General features: G+C 57.7%; 19 protein-coding genes and 2 pseudogenes. 11 read left to right on the plus strand and 10 right to left on the minus strand.

All coding sequences use genetic code 11. The features are described from left to right. Together AC07O1_RS05885 and AC07O1_RS05890 are read right to left on the minus strand one after the other, a co-directional pair. The coding region (locus AC07O1_RS05885; protein ID WP_495088196.1) for a hypothetical protein at positions 1–467 on the minus strand (467 nt) is incomplete at its 3' end. 216 nt (positions 468–683) lie between these two features. Further along, positions 684–1,055: a hypothetical protein gene (locus AC07O1_RS05890; protein WP_495088197.1), complete on the minus strand. Its 372-nt coding sequence runs from the start codon at positions 1,053–1,055 to the stop codon at positions 684–686. A gap of 316 nt (positions 1,056–1,371) precedes the next feature. Between AC07O1_RS05890 and AC07O1_RS05895 the strand changes: the two genes are divergently transcribed. Next, the gene (locus AC07O1_RS05895; RefSeq protein WP_495012258.1) at positions 1,372–1,650 is read left to right on the plus strand and encodes a DUF2790 domain-containing protein; all 279 of its coding nucleotides are present in this window, start codon (positions 1,372–1,374) and stop codon (positions 1,648–1,650) included. A gap of 608 nt (positions 1,651–2,258) precedes the next feature. On the opposite strand, the gene AC07O1_RS05900 is transcribed toward AC07O1_RS05895, so the two are convergent. Continuing rightward, positions 2,259–3,392 (minus strand): ATP-binding response regulator, encoded by a 1,134-nt coding sequence (locus tag AC07O1_RS05900; RefSeq protein ID WP_495088198.1) that lies wholly within the window; start codon positions 3,390–3,392, stop codon positions 2,259–2,261. A 117-nt stretch (positions 3,393–3,509) separates the two neighbouring features. Beyond that, positions 3,510–8,375: a HAMP domain-containing protein gene (locus AC07O1_RS05905; RefSeq protein WP_495088199.1), complete on the minus strand. Its 4,866-nt coding sequence runs from the start codon at positions 8,373–8,375 to the stop codon at positions 3,510–3,512. Positions 8,376–8,957: 582 nt separating this feature from the next. Here AC07O1_RS05905 and AC07O1_RS05910 point away from each other — a divergent pair. Then, positions 8,958–9,599, plus strand: a complete 642-nt coding sequence (locus tag AC07O1_RS05910) for a response regulator (protein ID WP_495088200.1) — start codon at positions 8,958–8,960, stop codon at positions 9,597–9,599. Positions 9,600–9,630: 31 nt separating this feature from the next. On the opposite strand, the gene AC07O1_RS05915 is transcribed toward AC07O1_RS05910, so the two are convergent. Beyond that, positions 9,631–9,798, minus strand: a complete 168-nt coding sequence (locus AC07O1_RS05915; RefSeq protein WP_495012263.1) for a hypothetical protein — start codon at positions 9,796–9,798, stop codon at positions 9,631–9,633. 162 nt (positions 9,799–9,960) lie between these two features. On the opposite strand from AC07O1_RS05915, the gene AC07O1_RS05920 reads away from it, so the two are divergent. The 3 genes from AC07O1_RS05920 (at position 9,961) to AC07O1_RS05930 (ending at position 11,793) form a co-directional block, all read left to right on the plus strand. Beyond that, on the plus strand, positions 9,961–10,470 hold the full coding sequence (locus tag AC07O1_RS05920) for a response regulator (RefSeq protein WP_495088201.1): 510 nt from the start codon (positions 9,961–9,963) through the stop codon (positions 10,468–10,470). After that, on the plus strand, positions 10,437–11,387 hold the full coding sequence (locus tag AC07O1_RS05925) for a hypothetical protein (RefSeq protein ID WP_495088202.1): 951 nt from the start codon (positions 10,437–10,439) through the stop codon (positions 11,385–11,387). Before AC07O1_RS05920 ends, AC07O1_RS05925 begins: the two co-directional genes overlap by 34 nt. Before the next feature lie 106 nt (positions 11,388–11,493). Then, positions 11,494–11,793: a hypothetical protein gene (locus tag AC07O1_RS05930; RefSeq protein WP_495088203.1), complete on the plus strand. Its 300-nt coding sequence runs from the start codon at positions 11,494–11,496 to the stop codon at positions 11,791–11,793. 378 nt (positions 11,794–12,171) lie between these two features. Here the strand turns inward: AC07O1_RS05930 and AC07O1_RS05935 are convergent. The 5 genes and pseudogenes from AC07O1_RS05935 to AC07O1_RS05955 form a co-directional block, all read right to left on the minus strand. Continuing rightward, positions 12,172–12,643, minus strand: a pseudogene (locus AC07O1_RS05935) (carbohydrate kinase family protein). A gap of 62 nt (positions 12,644–12,705) precedes the next feature. Beyond that, positions 12,706–12,873: pseudogene (locus AC07O1_RS05940) on the minus strand (helix-turn-helix domain-containing protein); the annotation flags it as partial. A 79-nt stretch (positions 12,874–12,952) separates the two neighbouring features. Next, positions 12,953–15,061, minus strand: coding sequence for a methylmalonyl-CoA mutase (gene scpA, locus AC07O1_RS05945; RefSeq protein WP_495088204.1), 2,109 nt, complete (start codon positions 15,059–15,061; stop codon positions 12,953–12,955). Continuing rightward, positions 15,058–15,930: a Pnap_2097 family protein gene (locus AC07O1_RS05950; protein WP_495088205.1), complete on the minus strand. Its 873-nt coding sequence runs from the start codon at positions 15,928–15,930 to the stop codon at positions 15,058–15,060. Before AC07O1_RS05950 ends, scpA begins: the two co-directional genes overlap by 4 nt. A gap of 258 nt (positions 15,931–16,188) precedes the next feature. Continuing rightward, positions 16,189–18,096: a sigma 54-interacting transcriptional regulator gene (locus AC07O1_RS05955; RefSeq protein ID WP_495088206.1), complete on the minus strand. Its 1,908-nt coding sequence runs from the start codon at positions 18,094–18,096 to the stop codon at positions 16,189–16,191. A gap of 242 nt (positions 18,097–18,338) precedes the next feature. Between AC07O1_RS05955 and AC07O1_RS05960 the strand changes: the two genes are divergently transcribed. The 6 genes from AC07O1_RS05960 to AC07O1_RS05985 are packed head-to-tail and all read left to right on the plus strand — an operon-like array spanning position 18,339 to position 22,878. After that, positions 18,339–18,821, plus strand: coding sequence for an MSMEG_0572/Sll0783 family nitrogen starvation response protein (locus AC07O1_RS05960; protein ID WP_397452632.1), 483 nt, complete (start codon positions 18,339–18,341; stop codon positions 18,819–18,821). A 60-nt stretch (positions 18,822–18,881) separates the two neighbouring features. Then, entirely contained in the window at positions 18,882–19,859 is a 978-nt protein-coding gene (locus AC07O1_RS05965; protein ID WP_495088207.1) for a Nit6803 family nitrilase, read from the plus strand. Then, complete coding sequence (locus AC07O1_RS05970; protein ID WP_495088208.1) at positions 19,846–20,928, plus strand: MSMEG_0568 family radical SAM protein; 1,083 nt, start codon at positions 19,846–19,848, stop codon at positions 20,926–20,928. The genes AC07O1_RS05965 and AC07O1_RS05970 overlap by 14 nt, the downstream gene beginning before the upstream one ends. Before the next feature lie 28 nt (positions 20,929–20,956). Next, on the plus strand, positions 20,957–21,517 hold the full coding sequence (locus tag AC07O1_RS05975; RefSeq protein ID WP_494991665.1) for an MSMEG_0567/Sll0786 family nitrogen starvation N-acetyltransferase: 561 nt from the start codon (positions 20,957–20,959) through the stop codon (positions 21,515–21,517). Continuing rightward, positions 21,510–22,541, plus strand: a complete 1,032-nt coding sequence (locus tag AC07O1_RS05980; RefSeq protein ID WP_495088209.1) for a sll0787 family AIR synthase-like protein — start codon at positions 21,510–21,512, stop codon at positions 22,539–22,541. The genes AC07O1_RS05975 and AC07O1_RS05980 overlap by 8 nt, the downstream gene beginning before the upstream one ends. A gap of 1 nt (position 22,542) precedes the next feature. Then, complete coding sequence (locus AC07O1_RS05985; RefSeq protein WP_494991663.1) at positions 22,543–22,878, plus strand: MSMEG_0570 family nitrogen starvation response protein; 336 nt, start codon at positions 22,543–22,545, stop codon at positions 22,876–22,878. The last annotated feature ends 18 nt before the right edge of the window (positions 22,879–22,896 follow it).

Here is a 22,896-nt window from a genome sequence, read left to right on the forward strand (position 1 = left end):
AGCATTGCGGCATAGAACCACGACACGCCAGAGAACGCCCCCGAGAACAGCGCCAGCATGCGCAGGCTGAAGGAGAGTTTCAGTAACGAACCGGCTTTTTTCAGAGCAGGCAATACCGCGCTATGCAACACGACGCCATTAATGGTCAGCAGTACAACTATGCCGATCTTGGCTTGCAACTTTGGATTGAGGAAATACTCCATCCCCTTGCCGGCATAATCTATCCCGACAATACCAATGCCCGTAATCCAAAGAGCTACAAGGGCAAGCACTACGGTTTTTTGAAGACTTTCCATGTGCGCGTCATCATGGTGACCTGACGCATCCCCCTTCAGGAGTTGCTTGACCATTGCAATATCGCTGGTCAAAACAAGCCCGATTGCCACACAGCAGGCAATAAGGTGGGCATATACAACTCCCAAACGCAAAAACTCCACGGTCGACGAAGAAAGCATATTAAGCTCCATGGTTACCGGTTACCTCTTTGTTCTAGTAGTGAATCAATACATGACTCTCAGTTGGACTTAACTGGAACTTACAGTTACTGACTGCAATTAAGATCCAGCAATTTCTATCAATTAGTCTTGCGGTATTACGCTGCCAGGACAATAGCGATTTTCGCGAACGAACTTTCAATCATTCGATCATGTCCATTTTCAGGTAATAAAAATCCCCATTCGCACTTAGTGCATATGAGGTTTAACTTCCGCTTCTGGGGCTAGGTGAGGATCAGAGCCTGTGTCACCTGCTGCGTATTCTGAACGAAAAAGTCCGAGTCCGTTCATTTTTTGATCAATTGTCCCGACAAACGGCAGTGAAATGGATAGTGTCATATTGCCAGTTCTGATGGCGCAGCCAGCACCATTACTGGGTTTCCGGCGAGTCGGGAGGCAGATGAGAGCCCCGCCGATTTTTTCGTCTTTTTTCCAAATTCCATGGGGGAAATCGGGGGGTATAACCTGGTCAGCCATAAAAAATCCCTTGGCCGGGTTAACAAACCAGGTCAAAGCACTGCCATTTTTCCCTCGAAAAAAGCACATTCGCGGCAATGCCATAGGGGAGTCCTCAGCTAAAAAATTGATTCCTCGGGGAATCGAGGGGAATCGAGGGGAAACGATCATCAAGCCACCCCATCAACTCCCACGTCCTGCGCAAATGAATGCCGCTTTGGTAAAACAATCGACAGATTGGGAGAGCGCCCATGGATAAAGGACGAGTGGTCGAAACCGCTCAACCATGGGGGATCGCTGGGGCCTGCGGCGACTCAAGCAATAATGGAAAAGGGTCGTTCGTCCGGGTGGAGTGAACTTCACTTTCACCGCGTGTCACATGTAGTCCTTGTCAAGCGAACTTCAGCAGAGGTACAGCCTAATGAACATCGCCACAGCAGTAAGTGCCGTGATTTCCAGTCTCGCGCCAAGTGTATTCGACCAGAACGGCCTGCAAGAACCCGGCGCGCATGTCTCAGCCGTCGAATACCACTACGGGATGGACATCGATGTGAAGAGGGTACTGCAGCGCACTGATACATCCGATAAGACCGGTGTGGTACCGGTGACCCTGGTCTACGAAGACAGCGAGGGCGAGGTGCACAAGATCCGCTTCCTCGAATGGGGCGCAAGCCCGGCCAACCCCGCCAGCATTGCCTGATCCGCTCGCCGATAGGGTTCTGGGCCTCGCCTGCGCGGCGCAGGCCGGAACCCCGACTATCTCCTGTCACAGCAACTCGTCCACCGTCGCGGCGCGGGTGTTCCGCGAGCAAGCCTGAAGGCGTTTCAACGCGCCCCGGCGACTTGCCAGGCCATTGATGCAGAGGAGCTGCCCTCAGCGCATGGACCTCTGAAACGGACTGCAAACGCGGCCCGGGACGCTGCCAAAGTCGAGGCGAACGCAGCCAGAGAGGCTGCCAAAGTTGAGGCGAGGGCAGCCAGAGCGGATGTGGCCGACGCCCCAGATGCCCCGGATTTCGACGCGGTTGAGGTACAGAACTAGGCCGGCACGTTCCGTAATGAACACGGCAGGCAAACCCGTAGAAAACGTCCCGGGAGCTTGAGGGACGTATCGGCAATGAGTCGCAAGCCCTGAAACGTCGCGGGGTTTGCGACTTTTTTTCGAAATCTGTCGCACCGTCCGAAACACCGACGAGGATAGCGGCAGCGGGGATATTCCTTGGCGGCTGCACCGCCATCAAAAGGGTGGTCGCAGTCTGGTTGGCCCGCCCGATGGGCCCGGGCTATAGCATTTCAATGCCATCCGGGTCAGTCGAGTGGCAGCGATATCGTTAATCTCGTTCCTTTGTCCGGTGCGCTGTCGATCGTGAATTCCCCGTCCAGCATGCTGATGCGTTCCTTCATCCCCACCAACCCGAACGAGTTCAATTTTTTGCGATCCGTCATGCCTACGCCATTGTCTTTGATCTGCAGGTAAAGCCGGCGACCGTCCCTGTAGAGTTCGATATGCACCTGTGTCGCTTGCGCGTGCCGGGCAATGTTCGACAGCGATTCCTGCACGATGCGGAACAGAGTCGTGGCGGATTTTTCATTCAGATCGCAACGGAAATTCTGGTCTTTCACCGACATCACGCAATCGATCGCGCTGCGCTGCCGGAACTCTTCAAGTTGCCACTCGATCGCTGCCTGCAATCCCAGATCGAGTACGGGCGGCCGAAGATCATTGATGATACTGCGGACACTGCGGATGGCTGTATCGAGGTGATTCAGAGCATCGCTGGCCTTTTCGTTGAGCTTGGGGTGCATGGTACTGGTGCGCGCCTGCAACATGGAGACATCGATTCGCAACGCCAGCAGACTCTGTCCCAGCTCGTCATGGATGTCGCGTGCGATGCGCTTTCGCTCTTCTTCCTTGATGTGCTCCTGATAGGAGGCCAGTTCACGCAGCAGCAGCTTCGATTGCAGCAATTCTTCGGCCTGCATCGTCAGTTTGCGCTGCAGGTAGAACAGGTCGACAAACACCCGGATCTTGGCGCGAAGAACCTCGGCCACAATCGGCGAGAAGATGTAATCCACTGCGCCGGACGTATAACCGCGGAAACGCTCGGAATCCGTATCGGCCTCAGCTGTGACGAAGATAATGGGCGTGTGGGCCGACTTCGGGCGGCCGTGAATGAGTGCCGCGGTTTCAAAACCGTCCATCACTGGCATTTTCACGTCGAGCAGAATGACTGCGAAGTCGCGCTGCAATAGCAGGCGCAGCGCCTCGAACCCGGAAGTCGCCGTGGCAATATCGAGGCCCATGTCGGCAATCACCGCGGCAAGCGCCGTAAGCTTGGCGGGGTTGTCATCCACCAGCAACACTGATGCTGGCACGCCATCAGGCGGGAGCGCTTGCCGCACCTGGGCTCTCTCTTTGAATACCGGGGGTTCCTGCTGCATATTTATGCCACTTCGGTTTGCGCTAGCGCATCTTGCCATAACGGCAGCACCGGTAAAATCGAGCGGGCCTTGCGCACATTGCCACCTTTGCTGTCGCGCAATGAGCGCAGTACAGAGTCATCGATAGAGCCATTTGCGCATCAGTGACAGCAGCTGGTCGGTATCCACCGGCTTGCTGACATAGTCCGATGCTCCTGCTTCGATGCACTTTTCACGGTCACCCATCATCGCCTTGGCCGTCAGCGCAATCATGGGCAGGGTTTCAAATCTTTTGAATGTACGGATCTGGCGCATGGTTTCAAAGCCATCCATCTCGGGCATCATGATGTCCATCAGCACGATGTCGGTATCGGGCTGCTGCTGCAGCAGTTCTATGGCGGTTCGGCCGTTTTCGGCCGTGGCCACCAGCATTTTGTTGGACTCAAGCACGCTGGTCAGGGCAAAAATATTGCGCACGTCATCGTCGACTACCAGGGCCTTTTTACCCTCCAGACTGTCCGAACCCTCATAGAGTTTTTCCAGCATCCTGCGCTGGGTCTGCGGCAGCTTGGCTACGACGCGGTGTAGAAACAGCGCGGTTTCGTCGAGTATGCGCTCGGGGGATTGAACTGCCTTGATGACGCCCTTGCCGAGCAGTGTCCTGAAACGCTCGTGTTCCGGCTTGGTCAGTGTTTCTGCACCATAGACGACGATTGGCAATTCACGCAATGCGTGGTCTTCCTGCAGCGCCTCGAGAAACCTGATACCGGATGCGTCGGGCAGTTTGAGATTGATTGCCATGCAGTCGTAGCGTTTCTTTGCCAGTTTTTTCAAGGCATCAGCGCCGCTGTCGGTCGTTGCGATCTTCACGTCGGTGTTGCCAAGTAGATCGAGGATGCGGGCGCGGTCCCCTTCGTCGCCGTCGATGAGCAGCAGACTCCTGGTCTTGCGCCGTGCGAATGCCACGATGCCGACCAGCGCATTTTGAATCTCGTCGGCTGTGACCGGCTTGAGCAGATAGTCGAAAGCGCCATAGCGCAGCCCGCGTGTGCGGTCGTCAGCGATCGAGATGATCTGGACCGGGATGTGACGCGTGGCGAAATTTCGCTTCAACTGCTCGAGTAGCAACCAGCCATCGATGTCCGTCAGGCCCGGGTCTAGCGTGATCGCGGCGGGTTTGAAGCGCTCGACAAGCTCCAGTGCATCCGCGCCACGGGTCGTGACGATAGCCCTGAAGCCCTTCTGGCGCGCGGCCTCGAGCAGAATGCCGGCGAATCGGGCGTCGCCCTCGAGCATCAGCAGCACTTGGTCCCCGGGTTGGACAGACTCGCGGTCGTCCAGTATCTGTGCAGACGGGCCTGACATGAGGTCTCGCTTGACTTGGCCAGGAACTGTCTCTGTCTCTGTCGCTGATTCGTCTAGCGCCTGACGCTGGGCATCCTGTGTACGCAAGGGCACGTACAGCGCGAAAGTACTGCCCTTGCCCTCACCGGGGATCAGCCGCAGCTCACCGCCCAGCCGGTGTGCGAGCTCGCGGCTGATCGACAGGCCGAGGCCGGTGCCGCCGTATTTTCGTGAGGTTCCGGTATCTGCTTGCTGGAACGCCTCGAAGATGAGCTTCTGCTTGCCGCCAGATACGCCAATGCCGGTGTCGGTGACCACGAAGGCGACCACCGCATCGGCGCGATTCAGTTCGCTGTGATCCACGCTCCAGCCGGACACAGCGGGCGCGATGCTGATCTTGACGCTGCCTTGCTCAGTGAACTTGAAGGCGTTGGACAGCAGGTTCTTGACCACCTGCAACAGGCGCTTTTCGTCGGTCCAGATGACGGGGGGCAGGGTAGGCGCCAGTTCAATCGTGAAGGTGAGGCCTCGGCTTTCGGCGACCGGCCGGAAGGTGCGTTCGATCTGGTCGTGCAGATCGGCGAACAGCGCTTCATTCAGATCCAGTGTGACCGTACCCGACTCGATCTTGGACAGATAGAGAATCTCGTCGATCAGCTCCAGCAGGTCTTTGCCCGCGCTACGGATGGTCTTGGCATATTCGACCTGCCTGGGAGTGAGATTGTGTTCCGCATTGTCGCTGAGCTGCTGGGCCAGGATCAGCAAGCTGTTCAATGGCGTTCTGAGCTCATGGGACATACTGGAGAGGAATTCGGACTTGTACTTCGAGGTCAGCGTCAGCTGCTCCGCCTTCTCCTCCAGCGACAGCTTGGTGATTTCGACTTCGCGGTTCTTGCTCTCGACTTCGGCTTTCTGCTCCGCCAGCAGTCCAGCCTTGTCCTCCAGTTCCTCGTTGGTCTGTCTCAATTCTTCTTGTTGCCTTTGCAGCTCCTGCGCCAGCGATTGCGACTGCTTGAGCAGTTCTTCGGTACGCATATTGGCTTCGATCGTGTTGAGCACGATACCAATCGATTCAGCAAGCTGATCAAGGAAGGTTTGATGAATGATGCTGTAGCGCGTGAACGAAGCCATTTCGACGACGGCCTTGACCTTGTTCTCGAACAGGATCGGCAACACGATGATATTCAGCGGGGCGGCCGCACCCAGTCCCGATGAAATCGCGACGTAATTTCCGGGTACATCAGTCAGCAGGATGCGCCGCTTCTCGTAAGCGCATTGCCCGACCAGGCCCTCGCCGAGCCGCCACTCATCGTTCACATTGATGTTTCCCTTGTACGCATAAGCCGACAGCAGTTTGAGTTTCGCAGGATCGGGCGGGCTCTCGTTCATCATGTAGAACACACCGTGCTGGGCGTTGATCAGCGGAGCCAGTTCTGACAGCACCATCTTGGAGACTGCCGCCAGATCGCGCTGGCCCTGCAGCAGGCGGGTAAATTTCGCGAGATTGGTCTTGAGCCAATCCTGTTCCGCGTTTTGCCGCGTGGTTTCCCGCAGGTTGCGGATCATCTCGTTGACGTTGTCCTTCAATTCCGCCACTTCACCCTTTGCTTCCACCTCCACGTAACGAGTCAGATCGCCCTTGGTCACGGCAGTCGCCACGTCGGCAATTGCGCGCACCTGATTGGTCAGGTTGGCCGCCAGACCGTTCACGTTGTCGGTCAGATCGCGCCAGGTGCCGGCAGCACCCGGCACGTTGGCCTGGCCGCCCAACTTGCCCTCGACGCCCACTTCACGCGCCACCGAGGTCACCTGATCGGAGAACAGCGCCAGCGTATCGGTCATACCGTTGATGGTGTCGGCCAGTTCGGCGATCTCGCCCTTGGCTTCCAGTGTCAGTTTCTTCTTCATGTCGCCGTTGGCTACCGCGGTCACCACTTTCGCGATGCCTCGCACCTGGCTGGTCAGGTTGGCCGCCATGAAGTTCACGTTTTCGGTCAGATCGCGCCAGGTGCCGGACACGCCTTGCACCTGTGCCTGTCCCCCGAGCTTTCCTTCGGTGCCGACTTCGCGCGCCACCCGCGTCACTTCGGCGGCAAAGCTATTGAGCTGGTCCACCATTGTGTTGATGGTGTTCTTCAGCTCCATGATTTCGCCCTTGGCTTCCACGGTAATCTTGCGCCCCAGGTCGCCTTTGGCCACCGCCGTCGTCACGTCGGCGATGTTGCGGACCTGATTGGTCAGGTTGGCCGCCATGCTGTTGACCGAGTCGGTCAAATCTTTCCAGGTTCCACCGACGCCCGCCACCTTGGCCTGGCCACCGAGCTTGCCGTCAGTCCCCACTTCGCGTGCCATGCGCGTCACTTCGTCGGCAAAGGTCGAGAGCTGGTCCACCATTGTGTTAATGGTTTCCTTGAGTTGGAGAATTTCACCTTTCGCTTCGGCGGTGATCTTGCGCGACAGGTCGCCGTTGGCCACCGCCGTGGTCACGTCGGCAATGTTGCGCACCTGGGTGGTCAGGTTGGCCGCCATGCCGTTGACCGAATTGGTCAAGTCCTTCCAGGTACCGGATACGCCGCTCACTTCGGCCTGTCCGCCCAGTTTGCCTTCGGTACCGACTTCCAGCGCGACGCGTGTCACCTCCGCGGCGAAGCTGGAGAGTTGGTCGACCATCGTGTTGATAGTGTTTTTCAGTTCGAGAATCTCGCCCTTGGCTTCAACCGTAATTTTCTTGCCGAGGTCGCCGCGCGCCACCGCCGTCGTCACCTGTGCGAGGTTGCGCACCTGGGTGGTCAGGTTGGCCGCCATGCCGTTGACCGATTCGGTCAGGTCGCGCCAGGTGCCTGATACGTCGCGCACTTCCGCCTGACCGCCCAACTTGCCTTCGGTACCGACTTCCAGCGCCACGCGGGTCACCTCCGCAGCAAAGCTCGAGAGCTGGCCGACCATCGTGTTGATGGTGTTTTTCAGCTCGAGAATCTCACCCCTGACTTCGACGGTAATCGTCTTGCCCAGATCGCCATTGGCCACTGCGGTCGTCACGTATGCGATGTTGCGCATCTGGGTGGTCAGATTGGCGGCCATGTCGTTGACGGAGTCGGTCAGATCTTTCCAGGTGCCGGACACCCCTTTGACATTGGCCTGCCCACCGAGAATCCCTTCAGTGCCGACTTCGCGGGCCACGCGGGTCACCTCGGAAGCGAAGGAGCCCAGTCGCGTCACCATGGTGTTCACGATCTGGGCGGATTTGAGGAACTGGCCCCGGAGTTTCAGGCCGTCGAGTACCGGCGGTACCTGCTGGCTCAGATTACCCTCGGCAACCGAACCGACAACGCGAATTATCTCGTTCATCGGGCTGATGAGGTCGCTGGTGAGCGCATTGCTCGAGTTGACGATCTTTTGCCATGAGCCTTTCATCATCGGCAATTCGATACGCTCATCGACCTTGCCCTGCTTGCCGATCAGTCGCGCCACGCGTTCGAATTCGGTGGTGGTGTCGGCTGCCATGTCGATGATCTCGTTGAGCGTGTCGGCGATCTTGCCCGGCATGCCGGTCCAGTCTTCCGGCATACGCGTGGTGAAGTCACCTTTGCGCAACGACTTCAGCGCTGCCAGCAATGTCTTCATGTCGAAAACTTCGATCGGTGTCGTCACTGTGGCCATGTCTCTGTCCAGTTAAAATTGATGCCACGCGCAAGGCATTAGCCATGGGCGCATGCAGACACACCTGAGAGCTTAGGCGCCAGAGGCCGGAAATGCCCCCGGACTGAATGCCCACACGGGTGTCGACTCCAGGATTGCCATTGCCGCTGGAGCCGGCTTTGCAGTATTTTCCATGATGAAAACTGAGCGCTGGCTTACGAAATATTAGCAAGGTTGGCGCAATGCCCCAGATCCTGGGGAAATTGTCATCTTGCAGTGCAATCCCAGCCTGACTGCCTGGCGGATGCCGATTGAATATGCCGGGTGGTAGTGGCCGAATGATAGCTTCCGTGGACAGGCCGTTCCAATCGACTGCACCGGCAGTCCGGAGAAGTGAGCGCTAACGCCTGAGGCAACAGTGCAAGTGCGCTACCTGCCTGCTAACGTCAAACTCTGCAGCAGATTCCATGGCTTGCCGGCCACCGGCCGCAGGGTTAGTGTGGGACTGCATGAGCGCGCGCCACTGTGCCGGCGGGTTCAACATCATCTGTACATCGAGACACGATACGGCCAGGGCCTTGCGGGTGCGAATGGAAAATACAGATGACTGACCACAGAATCAGAGTCTTGCTGGTGGATGATCACAGCATCGTGCGTAACGGCGTGCGACGCATGCTGGAGACTGCCAACGAGATCGACGTAACGGGTGAAGCAGAGACGGCACAAGAAGCAATGCTCCTGGTCCGGGAGCAAGATTTCGACGTGGCGCTGGTAGATATTCAGCTGCCCGATAAGACCGGCCTCCAACTCCTCAAGCTCATGCGTGCGGAGAAGCCCAAGCTCGCCGTTCTGATGTTGAGCATGCATTCGGTCGAGGCCTATGCGTTACGCGCAATCAAGCACGGCGCTGCGGGATACCTCACCAAGGATATTTCCGCAGCCACCCTGGTTGCGGCAGTTCGCAAGGTGGCCTCAGGCGGCAAGCACGTCAGTCCTGAACTGGCAGAAAAACTGGTCAACGCTATCGGCAGAGGCGACGGGGCACCCCACGAAGCGCTATCGGACCGGGAACTTGAAGTACTAAAGCTCCTCGCTTCAGGCGAGAGAATTGTCCGCATCGCTGAAATATTGCACTTAAGCCCGAGTACCGTCACGACGTACCGGGCACGCATCCTGGAAAAAACAGGGATCGACAGCAACGCGAAACTGGCCCGCTATGCACTCGAAAACGGCCTGTTAACTTAGAACGCCCTGCCATCCGACGCAGCCGAGCCACTCAATCGTTTTCGGCATCCTCCACTCTCTGCGGTAAACGCCTCGGCATCATTGAATCGTTCTGATTGAACTTCAGGTGCGGTTTAACGAACTGTGCAGCAATGATGCGCAGCACATGCCCGGCTTCGCCGAAGCGTCGCCCGATCCAGCCTGCTTGTAGTGGAATCACTACAAGTTCTTGGCCGATATCTCCACAAAGAACTCCTGCTAACGTCGATAGTGGTATTCGTTGCACTTAAGCATAGTTACCTCTCTGCAAGATTTCGTCCGCTGAATGGAGTTGTCTTCGTCAGCGTCTTGTACAGCTATGTCAAAAAAGAGAGGTCAAATCATGCAGGTCACCAACACAAAACCATTGACTGCACTGATGCCAGCCAGAGATTCAGGCCCCTTGCGCCTGTTTGTCGTTGAGGATTCGAACGTCGTGCGAGCGTTGTGGCGCACGGTGTCGCCGCGGATCGCGGGCCTGTCACTTGCCGGGGCGTTCCACTGCGCATCGACCGCTATCGCCGCCATCCGGCATGAACCACCCGATGTCGTCTTGCTGGACGTCAACCTCAGCGACGGTAATGGCATGGAAGTATTGCGTGTGGTCGCAGCCGAGTATCCGCTGACAAAAGTCATAGTGGCCAGCAATTGTGCTGATCCGACACATTGGAAGTACTTCACAAAAGCGGGAGCCTACGCCTCCTACGACAAGATCCATGAACTTGCCGCCATGCGCCGCATGTTGGAGCGTTTAGCCAAGTCCCTGTTACCAGAAGCTTTGTCCTGCGGGCAACCATCACCAAATGGGAGCAGTACCCCATGGAACCAATCAGCAAAGAACACGACTTTCTAGCCGTACTGCAGCACGTCATGTCACATGGCGTCATCACCTTGCTCGCAATGGCTATGGCGTTTGCCACGCCGGATGCCGCACGGTACATCCTCTATGTATGGTGGCCACGCGTGGAGTTGAACTCGAATCTGCTGCTTGCGACAGAAATCGTGCTGGCCTCAACCTTGATGGTTCTGTTCTATCTGTGCAAACGCGCATGGGGCAACCACCATCGTCTGACAAGCGCGAAGATGGCCTCCCTGCTCTTTGCCAGACATCCTCGCAAGGGATGGCTTTCGACCCTTCACGAACGGAATCTGGTCCGCTCTTTACCGGCGGCGCGTCACGCCTCCATCCTTTCGCTCACGGGGTACGAAACCCTGATTGCACCAGATAGCGTGTTGAAAGACGTCTTCACGACGGCGTATGAAATCCGCGTCATGCTGCTCAATCCGCTTGGCGTAGCAGCGCGCAAGCGAGTCGACTCACTTCCAGAAGAAATTACGACCTCGACCTTTCAAGAGGAACTTGCCGCCAGCATTGCGTTCCTTAATGAGTGCCGCAGACGCGGCAAGAAAGTTTCGCTGAAGTTCTACGACCACGACCCGTTCTGGAAGGTTGTCGTCCTCGACGACCGTGTCTGGGTCCAGCATTGCCATAGTGGTCGTGAAATGAAGGACCAGCCTGAGTACGTGTTCGGGCTGCAATACGCTGAACCGGGCCAGGGACTGTTTGTGCCGTTTTATACCTACTTTCTCCACGAGTGGAATAAGGCAGGCCACTGGGAATATGACTTCGACGCCGCCGAACTGGTCCAGCGGGATGCGACCACTGGCAACGAGACCGGGCGTGCTCCGCTCGGACTCCCCGTCTATGGTCCTGCATCGCCGTCCCTGGCAGCCGCTCGAACCTTCTCACCTGCTTCAGAATATGCATGAGAGCAAATTGCACGAGTCAGAAAAAACTCTGGAATCGATATTCGTAAGTTAAGCGCGGAGTGCGCGCTGTATTCATGTTGAATCAATGTTCTAACTGGAGGACATCATGATGATAGGCTATTGGTTGTGCGCGTTGCTGTGGGGTGTGGTGCTGCTGGAGGAGATCCAATGCATGCCCCTTCAAGAATGGAAAGACGAGGGTCTGAAAAAGGTTCTGTTGCTGCGCCGGACTAGAACCCAGACCGGCTACTTCATTGCGTTGATCGCGGGTGCCTTGTGCCTTTATAGCGAAATCCTGGTGGCGCCGGTCGATCAGAGCATTTTCAATCCGGAGCTAATACTTGCCCTATGTGGTGTTCTTTGGGGTGCTTATCTTTCCGTAGTCTGCATGAAGGGGAAGCGATAGATGCCCATCTCCATGACTACTGCGGGTAATTGATATTTCACTATTGTCGGCTGGCAAGGAAGTTCCCCCGGTCAGGCGCTCAACTCAGCATCTGAACAGCCGCAGCCTCGCTGGCAGCGGCTCGCCTTTGGTCATGGAGCCGGACACCGCAAAACCGTGTTGACGGAAAGGCTCAGGGCGTGATGGACGTTAACGATGACGCGTGTTTGCTGGATAAACGCGTCGCCCTCAGGTCCATCGTCGGAGCGCCGCCCGGAGCAATCGAGCGTCGACCGGCTGCTCCTACACATACCCTCAACTGACTGGCATTACCCTCAGGGCTTTTTTCATTGTCGCGAAAAACATGTTTAGATGCCTCTCAGCAGTCGACCCATTTCGTCAAATACCGGGAACGGCGCTGAGCAACTTTTTCACTTCGGCCATTGCTGGCGCATGGGCACCTGCATAACAACAAGATACAGATGCACAAGCGGCTGAAAAATGAAGGCGCTCTTGCAGATCGGAGATCCCAAGCAAGTCTGCGGCGAGCCAACCGGCCATAGAAGCATCTCCGACCCCGACTGTATCTGCGACGTCTACAACGTAAGCGGACTGTTCGTAGTAGCCATCGCAGGTGTACAGCGCCATGCCGCATTCACCGCGCGTTAACAGGATTTGAGCGTGCGAGTTGATGGCACGAATCTCATTGATTGCCTGGGTTTCGGTCAACCCTGGATAGATATGCCGAATGTCTTAGCGCTCGTGCGACATTCCAAGGCGCACCGCCCGGATACCCTTGCCATTGTCCAGGATGACCCTGCACCAGGTCGGTCAGGGCTTCGCCAAATACGACTGCGCGAGGCAACACCATTGTGATTTCCTTCTTGTTGTGGGATGCGGATGACTAACCCGCATCGGTCAGGCGTTAATTACTTAATGGGCTTTTGTGTGCGCCAGGGCAGCCTGGAGACCGTTGCGATTGAACAGGTTCATCGCCGTTCCGCGACGATATTCACTCGGTGTCTGTTCCATTTCGATACGGAAGTGTCTGTTGAAGTTGGAAAGGTTTTCATAGCCAACCTCAAAACAGATGTCCGCCACGATATCATTAGCAATGCACCCCAAACCTTGCAGGTCATAACCGAACAACATGCTCTTGTCGACCAATGGATTATTCAAATCAAAGAGTCGGCCACTCCTGGGATGAAATCCTCCGATACCGCGCGCTAAAACAAGTGTCGAGCAGATCGACTAGCTGTTCAATGATTTCAATCACATCCTGGCCAGGGCCGAAACATGCCTTGACCCCTAAATCCAGCAATCGACGCGCGTCAGCATCTGGAATGATTCCCCCCACAACCATCGGTATGTCGAGCTTGCGTTCGCCCAACAGATCCATCAGCTCAGTGAGTAACTCGTAGTGCGCCCCAGCCAGACTCGAAATACCAACCAGATCCACCTGGTTTTCTTCATCCAGTGATTCCAGTAACCGAACCGGCGTCTGGAACATGGGGAGAAGGCGCACCTCGAAACCGGCATCGGCCAGCGCTGCGGCGATCAGCCGAATTCCGCGGTCATGCCCATCCTGGCCCAGCTTGGTCAGCAGAACCCTGGGCGGACGGCCATGGTCAGCGACAAAGGTCGAGATGCGCCCGCATACCTGCGTCCAGTCCGGGCGCTCACTCACAGCCGGTCCATAGTGACCTGCGCGAAAATCCAGGTCCTGCCTGAAGCGTGGCCATACCTTTTCCAGTGCCTGGGTACATTCACCCAGCGTCGCCCGTGCCCTGATCGCAGCCACGGTTGCCGCCAGCAGGTTGCCCTGACCCGAGCGTGCGCACTCGGTTATCGCTTGCAACAGGGTTTCAACCCGTGGGGTGTCGCGTGTCAGGCGCAATCGGCTGAGACGTCGACACTGTCGGGCGCGCAGTGCCTGACTGTCCATTGCCAACGCTGCTTCCTCCACAGCTTGCGCCTGTGCACTTGAAGCAACACGCCGCTGAATACCGCCATCAAGTCGAGCCTCGGTCGCCATGGCCTGAAGATGGATGGCCTGGCTGATCCAGCCGGACTCTATTGACTGGAGCATCCCGCCCTGGGCATCAATCTCAGTCATCCGTTGGCGAACCTGCTGAGCCATTTGTGCCGTCAGGGATTCCATCATGTAGGACCCGGCCCAGGGATCGACCACATCACAGAGCCCGGTTTCCTGCTGAAGGATATGTTGGGTATTGCTGGCCAGCCTTGCCGACTCCTCACTGGGTAGCGTCAACGCCTCGTCCCAGGCATTGGTATGCAGCGACTGGGTACCGCCGAATACCGCTGCCATGGCCTGGACTGTTGTACGCGTGACATTGTTGAGTGGATCCTGAGCGCAGAGCGACCAGCCTGATGTCTGGCAGTGCATGCGCAGTGCCTGGCCTTTCTCACTCCGCACGCCCAGATTCCGGGTGATCTCGAACCAGAGCAAACGGGCCGCACGACACTTGGCGACTTCGGTGAAAAAGTCGCAGCCTATGCCGAAGAAAAAACTGATTCGTTCACAGAATCTTTGCAGATTCAGGCCGCTGTTTTGCACGTGCTCGGCATAGGTCCTGGCGTTGACCAGCGTCAGTGCCAGCTCCAGTACAGCATCTGCACCAGCTTCCTGGAAGTGATACCCGGACACCGAAATCGGGTTGAATCGCGGCAGGTGTTCACCTAAGTAGCCAATAACATCCGTGGTTATACGCATAGAGGGTTGCGGCGCAAAAATGTAGGTGTTGCGCACCGTGAACTCTTTGAGAATATCGTTCTGGATAGTGCCACTGAGTCGCTCTGAAGCGACGCCGGATTCTTCGGCGGCGACGATAAAGGCCGCCAGCACGGGCAGCACTGCGCCGTTCATGGTCAGCGACACCGACACCTCATCCAGGGAAATGCCGTCCAGCAGTTCAGCCATGTCCTCTACGCTATCAATGGCGACGCCTGCCTTGCCGACATCGGCCTGCCATTGAGGATTACTGGAGTCGTAGCCGCGATGCGTCGGCAAGTCGAAGGCCAGTGATAAGCCCGTTGCGCCCTCGGCCAAACGTTGCCGCAGGCGCTGGTTGCTGGCGTCCGCTCCCGAGAACCCAGTGTACTGACGCACGGTCCAGGGTTTTTCCGGGTACATGCTCGAGTAGGGCCCGCGCACAAAGGGCGCTTTGCCTGGCAGGCTGTGCAGGTGTTCAAGACAGTCCAGGTCACTGCTGTGATACACCGACTTGAGTCGCAGGCCTTCGGGCCGCCAGAGAGGAGGATGGCTCATGGTCGGCTGCAGTCCGAGAGATGGATTTTCCGGGTGAAAACGTCAGCCAGTTTGAAGAGATCGCTGCGCCGATAAACTTCACACCAGTGCAATTCGCGATTGGCTGGCTGACCAGGGTGCAGTCTGAGCTGCAAGCTGTCGTTGATATTGAGATTGCCGTAGAAATGCAGCTCGCGCCGACGAATGTGACCGGGGCGGCGCAATCCCAATAGGGCCCATTCCGCACGCTCGACCATGGCCTGGAAGTTGGCGAAGTACAGCAGGTTGGCACCGTTGAAGTCGACATCGGGGCAGGGCGTAAAATCGAACAGACGCGCCGCTTCCCCTGATTGACGATCAATGCCGTAATGACGGTGCCAGTCGCCGGTGCGTATTCTCCGGCTGTCGGTATGCAGTTCATGCAACACGTCAGGTGGCTGCGTCACCGGTGCCTGAGAGCCCCTGAGACACGCTTTGTTGACACTGCGATTGTCGCCCGGCACATGCCGGCTGACGAAGGTCGACAGCAATGCCAGTTGCCCCACGAGGCGGTCGCCAAGTCTGACCTCATGCTCGCTGTAATGCCGGGCCTGCCCACCACGTCCGATCCGGGTATGGATCTGGAACGGGCGGTTCTCGACGATGGCTTCCAGCTTCAAGTCCCACATTTTTACGGCGGTGAACGCGGCATAGGCGATGCGCCCCTGCTCATCGACGAAATCAGGCAGAGACCGGTTATGTAATTGGGCCAATGCGAGCCAATGTTGATGACCACATTCTTTCAATAACCAGTTTTCAGAAAGGCCGGTGAAGGCCAGATTGGGCATCGAAGCCAGGTAGGTTTCTTGGCGTGTGACGGTGAAAGCAGAGGTTGTCGGCATGGTAGGCATCCGTGATCTGCTGTTATCGATGGCCCACTTGGCTTATCGGTTGCAGTATTCAGGAGCGAAGGTCGTGCCAGCTTTTTACAGTTTTTTATGCGCGAGCTAACTATTTGATAATAAATAACATTTTTGTCTGATTTGGTTCTGCGGGGCGTCACTTGCGATGTAGTAGAACTACGCAATTGCATAAAAATACGAATATTCGTAGAGGGTTTCACGAGATTGCGTGGTCATGCTTGTGCCATAACCAGCAACCCGGTCGAATCATTCCTCCAGCTTGATCTCCAGCCGCTTGAACCTTGAAGCCAATGTCGTAGGTTTGAGGCCCAGCAGTTCGGCTGCTCCACCTTTGCCAAACAGTTTGCCGTCGGCGGCCTTGAGCGCGGCCTGCATGTTGTTGCGCTCCAGCTCGCGAAACTGGGCGTCAGTCATGATCGTGGACGAGGAGGAGGGCAATTGGGTGGCTGGGAGATTGGTTTTCGGCTCCTCGGGCAGGTCGAGGTTCAGGTCGGCACCGTTCGAGGTGATCAAGGCGCGCTCGATGACGTTTTGCAGCTCGCGGATATTTCCCGGCCAGGAGTAGTTCTGCAGTCGTTCGATATCCGTGTTGCGCAGACGACGTCCGGGCATGTTCAGGCGCTTGCCAGTCTGCTTGAGGAAATGCGCGGCGAGGGGCGCGATGTCCATGGGGCGATCACGTAGTGCGGGGGACTGGATAGGGAAAACGTTGAGCCGGAAATACAGATCTTCGCGAAAATGCCTGGCTGCGACTTCCTGGCGCAGGTCGCGGTTGGTCGCAGCAATGATCCGCACATCGACCTTGCGGGTACGTTCTTCACCGACCCGCTCGAACTGGCCCTCCTGCAAAACCCGCAGCAGTTTGCTTTGCAGTTCCAGCGGGATTTCGCCGATTTCGTCGAGAAACAGCGTGCCGCCGTCGGCCAGCTCGAAGCGCCCGACACGATCGCGAACGGCGCCGGTAAAGGCGCCGCGGATATGCCCGAAGAACTCGCTTTCGAACAGTTCGGTGGGAATCGCCGCGCAGTTGACCCGGATCAGCGGGCTGGCATTGCGGCGGCTGGCCTGATGGATCGCACGGGCGATCAGCTCCTTGCCGGTGCCAGACTCGCCGTTGATCAGCACGCTGGCGTCGGTGGGGGCGACCACGTCGATCTGCTTGATGATCTTCAGGATCGGCTCGCTCTGACCGACGATCTCGCGGAAGTTGTGTTCAATGTGAATCTCTTCCTGCAAGTAGGCGTTTTGCTCCTCCAGGCGTTGCTTGAGGACTTTCAACTCTTCCAAAGCGTTTTGCAGTTGATTCTCTGTGTTGCGCCGTTCGGTGATATCCCGAAATACCACTACTGCACCTGCGATGCGGCCATCGGAAATCACCGGCGTGCTCGTGAACTCTACTGGAAACGAGCTGCCGTCTCGGCGCCAGAACACCTCCTGACGCCCTTCATGGACTACCCCGTCATGCACGGCTTTGTAGATCGGGCAATCTTCCACCGGGTAGTGACTTCCATCGGCGTGGGTGTGGTGGTGAATGCGGTGGATGTTCTTGCCGATCATGTCTTGCGGTTCCCAGCCGAGCATTCGCGCCCCGGCGGGGTTGACGAAGGTGGCCAGACCGTCGCTGTTGATGCTGTAGATGCCGTCGCCCACCGAGCTGAGCAGCAGTTGGTTGTCGCGTTCGGTTTCCTGGAACAGGTTGAGAATGTTGCGCCATTCGATCAGTCCGCCGCGCATGGTGCGCTCGGTATGGGCCTGATCGCGCTGGTATTTCTCATGGCTCAGCTCGCGTAGCACCAGAATAAGATGCTGCTCACCCTTGATCTGCAAGGTGGTGGCGGAGATCTCCAGCTCGATGCGTTCGCCGGTCTTGCAGTTGCAGCTCAGCTCTTCGGTCCAGCCGCGACCTTTGTCCATCACAGCCTGGGTGAACACGATCAGGTCCGCCAGTTGATGGCCGAACAGTTTGCTCACCGGCAACTCCAGCAACTCCTGGCGCGGGTAGCCCAGCAGCTTGCAGGCGGCGATGTTCAGGTCGCCCAGTCGATCGGAAAACGGATTGAGCAGGGCAATGGCCTCAGCGCAATGCTCGAACACCATATGTCTTGAGGAGTAGGCCAGGTCGGCCCAGCCGATGAGGGAATCTGTTTCGTTCATGGGTACGAAATCTCGTGATTGGCCGCTACGAATGTTCGTATTTCTACGGGAATGCGTGATTCACCGATAGCATCAGATGCGTTATAAAAAACCGGATCAGATAAGTATATTTAACCTAATCAATCACTTAGCAGTGTGCGAGAAATAAATTTATTTCCTGGCACGGCGTTCGCTCTATCTCCTGCAACCCGGCAGCCAACTCAGGCCGCCGTTAAAGCACGAAGAAACTGGAGAGCGACACTATGCCAACCGTGGATATTCCCCATTACAAAGACGGCGACTTCCTGGTCAATTACGAAGAGAAAGTCTTCGAGGACGTCAAAGCCGAACCCGGCGAGAAAGTCCTGATCACCTTCCACACCATCGCCTTCGAGGGCTCCATCGGCCTGGTCAATATGCTTCAGGCTAAGCGACTGCTGCGCAAGGGCTTCGAAACCAAGATTCTGCTGTACGGACCTGGCGTGCAACTGGGTGTGCAGCGAGGTTTCCCGACCCTGGGCGCCGAAGCCTTCCCCGGCCACCTGGCGGTGAACAAGCAGATCATTCAGTTCATGGAGGAGGGCGGTGAGGTTTATGCCTGTCGCTTTGCCCTGCAAGCCCTTTATGGCCAGACCGAAAAGGCCTTGATCGAAGGCATCCGTCCAATCAATCCGCTGGACGTGATGGACCTGCGCCTGCTGATGCGCCGTGAAGGCGCAATGATCATCGATACCTGGACGGCCTAAGCGTCTGCCGGAGCAAGCACCCACTTGCTCCGGTCGCCCTCAATTTTTCAGGAGTCAGGTATGCCGATTATCAAAGCCGCTGCCGTGCAAATCAGCCCGGTGCTTTACAGCCGCGAAGGCACCGTGGACAAGGTCTGCCAACAGATCATCGACCTCGGTCGGCAAGGCGTGCAGTTCGCCGTCTTTCCAGAAACGGTGGTGCCTTACTACCCGTACTTTTCGTTTGTGCAGCCGGCCTTTGGCATGGGCGCACAGCACCTGAAGTTGCTGGATCAATCGGTGACAGTGCCGTCGGCCGCCACCTTGGCCATCGGTGAAGCCTGCAAGCAAGCAGGGATGGTGGTGTCCATCGGCGTCAACGAACGCGATGGCGGTACGATCTACAACGCGCAATTACTCTTCAATGCCGATGGCAGCCTGATTCAGCATCGACGCAAAATCACCCCGACCTATCACGAACGCATGGTCTGGGGGCAGGGCGATGGTTCCGGCCTGCGCGCCATCGACAGCGCAGTGGGGCGCATTGGCTCCCTGGCCTGTTGGGAACATTACAACCCGCTGGCTCGTTATGCCTTGATGGCCGATGGCGAACAGATCCATGCCGCAATGTTTCCGGGATCCCTGGTAGGCGACATTTTCGCCGAGCAGATTGAAGTCACTATTCGCCATCACGCCCTGGAGTCCGGTTGCTTCGTGGTTAACGCCACCGCCTGGCTGGACGCCGATCAGCAGGGCCAAATCATGCAAGACACCGGTTGCAGCCTCGGCCCGATCTCGGGTGGCTGCTTCACCGCCATCGTTTCCCCTGAAGGCAAATTGCTCGGTGAGCCGCTGCGTTCCGGCGAAGGGGTGGTGATCGCCGATCTCGATCTGGCACTGATCGATAAGCGTAAACGGATGATGGATTCGGTCGGGCATTACAGCCGCCCAGAACTGCTCAGTCTGTTGATCGACCGTACGCCCACTGCGCATGTGCATGAACGTAGCACGCACCTGGTGGCTGTCGCTACCGAGGAGCTCGATCATGCAAACCAATGAACTGCTCGCCGAACTGCAATGCCACGGCGTGCGCTGGCCTGCTGCGCAAAACGGATTGTCCCGCCAAGGCGGAGCGGGGCCGTCAGACCACAAGGCGCTGAGTTCCGGTAGCCGGACCATGATGGTGCCGATCCTCAATCAGGCCTCGCAGGACTCGCCCTATCAGGCGCAACCCAGCACCGATGGCAGCCAGGCGCTGATCTTTCGCGAAGGTCTGCAGGTCGGTCAGGTGCAGATGCCCGGTGTGCCGAAGTTCTATGGCTTGAGCACCGCTGACGGCATTCCCTACTGGAAAATCGCCACCCTGCACAGCAACGATGTGCTCGCCACAACGGTGTTGCAACACTGCATACGCTTCAATGATCGCGGCACCTCCTGCCAGTTCTGTGCCATCGGCCAGTCACTGGCGGCCGGTAAAACCATCGCCCGAAAACGTCCACAACAATTGGCTGAAGTGGCGAAAGCCGCGGTGGAACTGGATGGCGTCAAGCACATGGTGATGACCACCGGCACGCCGCAAACCCCGGATCGTGGTGCGGCGATTCTGTGTGAATCCGCCGCCGCGGTGACGGCCGCGGTCGATTTACCGATTCAGGCCCAGTGCGAGCCGCCGGACGACGACCGCTGGTTTCAGCGTTTGGCCGACAGTGGTGTGGTGTCGTTGGGCATGCACCTGGAAGCGGTCACCGATGACGTGCGCCAACGGATTATGCCGGGCAAGGCCGAGGTTCCTCTGAGCCGTTATTTCGAGGCATTCAGCGCGGCGGTCGAAGTCTTCGGTCGGGGGCAGGTCAGTACCTACATCCTCGCCGGCCTGGGCGACAGCGAGGCGGCGATCAGTGAAATGAGTGAGCGGTTGTGCGCACTGGGTGTGTATCCGTTCGTGGTGCCGTTCGTGCCCATCGACGGCACGCCGTTGGCCCACCACCCCAAACCCGACAGCGCGATGATGGCCAGGCTGTATCCGCAGATCGGCGCAAGTTTGCGCCGTCACGGTTTGCACTCCGATCAGATCAACGCCGGCTGCGCTAAATGTGGCGCCTGCTCGGCGCTGAAAAGCTATGAATAAGCAGGCTTTGCCCTAGAGAGGATTCACCATGTCCAACCTCGCGTTTGCTTTGGTCGATAGCACCTTCGAGCCGTTTCGTGCCGGCGAGCTGGTGGTCAAGCCTGCCAGCGAAAACTGGGAGAAACAGGCCTATTTTGCTCTGCGTCGCTCGGTGTTTTCGGATGAACAGCAACTGCTGGCTCAGGACAAGGACAGCCACGATTTCCAGGCCATCGCCATTGTCGCCCTGGCCGGCAATTGCGGCATGGCGGATCAGGTGGTCGGTGCCGTGCGCATCTATCAACCAGAGCCTGGGTTGTGGTTTGGCGGGCGCTTGTGTGTGGCCCAGGCCTATCGACGCCACAGCATGATCGGCAAGGCGTTGGTCAACGAAGCGGTGTCGCGAGCCAAGGAGCTGGGCTGCGAGATATTTCGCGCCACGGTGCAGGCACAGAACGAAAGGTACTTCCATGGTCTGCGCTGGCAAACCCTTGAACATATGGAGTTGCTTGGACGGCCTCATTGCCTGATGCAGGCGCGGTTGTCGAGCTACCCATTGATGCAGCGCCAGGTCTCGCTGCGTGCGCTGAAGGTGGCCCGTCATGACTGAAACTCTTGACCTGTCGGCGCTGCTCGACACGTTGCGCTGTACACCAGCGATGCGCGCCAAGCAGGCGATTCAGCAGCCAGCGGCCGTCATCGGTCAGGTAAAACAGGTACTGACTCGCGAGCAACTTTACGCGTTGCCAGGCGATGACACGGCGGCCATTGCCTGTGGCGATCATTTCCAGTTGCTGGCCATCGAAGGCATGTTGCCGGCCTTCGTTCAGACCGCACCCTGGTTCGCCGGATGGTCGGCGGTCATGGCCAATGTCAGTGATATTGCGGCCATGGGCGGGCGCGCCACAGCGGTGGTCAATGCTTACTGGCATCACGATAACGCTGCGGCGCAGCAGGTGCTGGCCGGTATCCGTGCGGCTTGCGAAGCCTACGGTTTGCTGCTGGCCGGTGGGCATACCAGCCTTGCCGCTGGTAACCCGACCGCACTGGCGGTGGCGATCACCGGCATCGCTCACCAACTACTGTCCACGCTGCACGTGGCTCCCGGTCAAGTCATCGCCATGGCGGTAGACCTTGAGGGGTATTGGCATGCCGACAGCACTTATTGGAAAGCCTTCGAAGGCGTGCCGGCCGAGCGCCTGCGCAGCAAGCTCGAAGTGCTGCCGCGACTGGCCGAAGCCGGCTTGCTGCGGGCGGCCAAAGACATCAGCAATGCCGGGGTGCTGGGCAGCCTGCTGATGCTGCTGGAAACCACTGGCTGCGGCGCGACCATTGATCTGCCGGCGCTGCCATGTCCGCCAGATGTCGACCTTGAGCGCTGGCTGCAAGTGTTCCCCAGCTACGGCTTTGTGATGACCCTGGAGGGAGGGGACTGGAGCGAGGTCCAGGCCGCTTTCGCCTTTGAAGGTGTGCGTTGCGAACGCATCGGCCAGGTCAACGCCAGTGGCTCACTGCGGGTCTGCGCCGGTGAGCAGCACGATGAGTTCTGGAATCTGCGCGAGCAGGCATTTACCGGCTTCAGCTACCTCCATCTCGATCTCAGCCCTTTGACACTCACCGAACAGGAGCACTGACATGCCCGCCGTCAACTTCAAGATCCGCTGGCCCAATGGCAAGGAAGCGACAGGCTATTCGCCGTCGACCGTGATTTATCAACACCTGGAAGAGGGGGCCAGTTACCCGCTCGCCGAATTTCTGCTGCGCGTGGAGGCCGCCTTGAACAGCGCCTCGGAGCGGGTCAAGCAGGTCAAGGGCTTCTATTGCAGCTCGGCCATGGACACCTTGAGTTCGCTCAAGGGACAGGCCAGTTATCTCGAAGGCGAGCTGTTCGAGACTGGTGAGGTGGACGTTCTCAGCATGCGTACCGAAGGCGTAGGCCAGGTGATTAGCGCGGGCTGGAGTTCGTTCTGATTCAACGGTCTTTCCCCT

The organism is Pseudomonas sp. GW821-FHT07G10 (assembly GCF_059418545.1).